The organism is Rhizobium sp. CCGE 510 (assembly GCF_000292525.1).
Taxonomy (GTDB): Bacteria; Pseudomonadota; Alphaproteobacteria; order Rhizobiales; family Rhizobiaceae; genus Rhizobium.
Genome location: NZ_AEYF01000081.1, coordinates 1 through 1,003, shown reverse-complemented (window position 1 = coordinate 1,003; position 1,003 = coordinate 1). Strand labels below are relative to the sequence as shown.

General features: G+C 62.6%; 1 pseudogene. It reads left to right on the top strand.

The window, feature by feature from the left end:
- Nucleotides 1-1,003 (top strand): annotated as a pseudogene (locus RCCGE510_RS32425) (DEAD/DEAH box helicase); the annotation flags it as partial.

Genomic DNA, 1,003 nt, shown 5'->3' with positions numbered 1-1,003 from the left:
GGCGGAAGCTTGTCGCCTCCGCTAAGGCCAGAACCCTTCAGAGCGGGCTCATTCAGATTGTCGCAGAGATCCTTGAGCGACTTTCGCGCGAGGGCGTCCTTGATCGGGATGATGCATGGGAATATCTCGCCAACACGCGCGAGGCCTGGCGGTCCGCTGGTGAGGAGGCGGAAGTCGCCGAACGGCTTGCGGCCGCTGTGGACTATGGTGCCGATGACGGCGATGACGATGACGACGCGGAGGACGAGGAAGAGGAAACGATCGACGAAGAGCCTCTTTCCCAGCTTGTCGAGCGTCTTGACGCAACTGTTTTCGGTCTGATCGAGGCGCTGGACGCGGATCGCGCGGACCTCCCCCAATTGCTGGACGAGGCGCTGAAGGGATCGCTATGGGCGCGCCAGATCGCGCGACAGGACGAGGAAATCGCACCGCTCCACAAGAAGGTGTTCCAAGCACGCGCGGACCTCATCTGGAAGACGACGACGGAGCAGTCACGACGTGGGCATTTTGCGATGGGTGTCGGGCTCGAGGCGGGTCTGGCGATCGACGCGATGGCCGATGAGTTGGCCGAACTGATTGACCTCGCCGACAGTGCGGCGCTGCGCGGTGACGTGGAGGTGCTTTCAGATGCGATTGGCGGCCTTGGGGACCGGCTGTTGTTCATGCGGCCGTTCATCCCCGAAAAGCGCAATGCGCTGCCTGCCAATTGGAAAGCGATCCTGCGTGCGTGGATCGGCGGCGAAGAGGTTACGACGATTGGGCCGCAGAACATGCGTGTGGTCGAGGAGGCGTTTACCTATCGTCTGGTCTGGGCTCTGGAAGCAATCCGTACTCGTCGCATGTCGATGGGCTGGTCGCCGGAGACGGTGGTTGGTGGCGCGGCGGCAGTGATCGAGACGGGCGTTCCGCAATTCATGATGGCAATGCTAATCCGTGCGGGTCTGCCCTCGCGGCGCGCGGCTATAGCGGCGATCGAAGATGCCGAGCCAGTCTTTGTCACGCC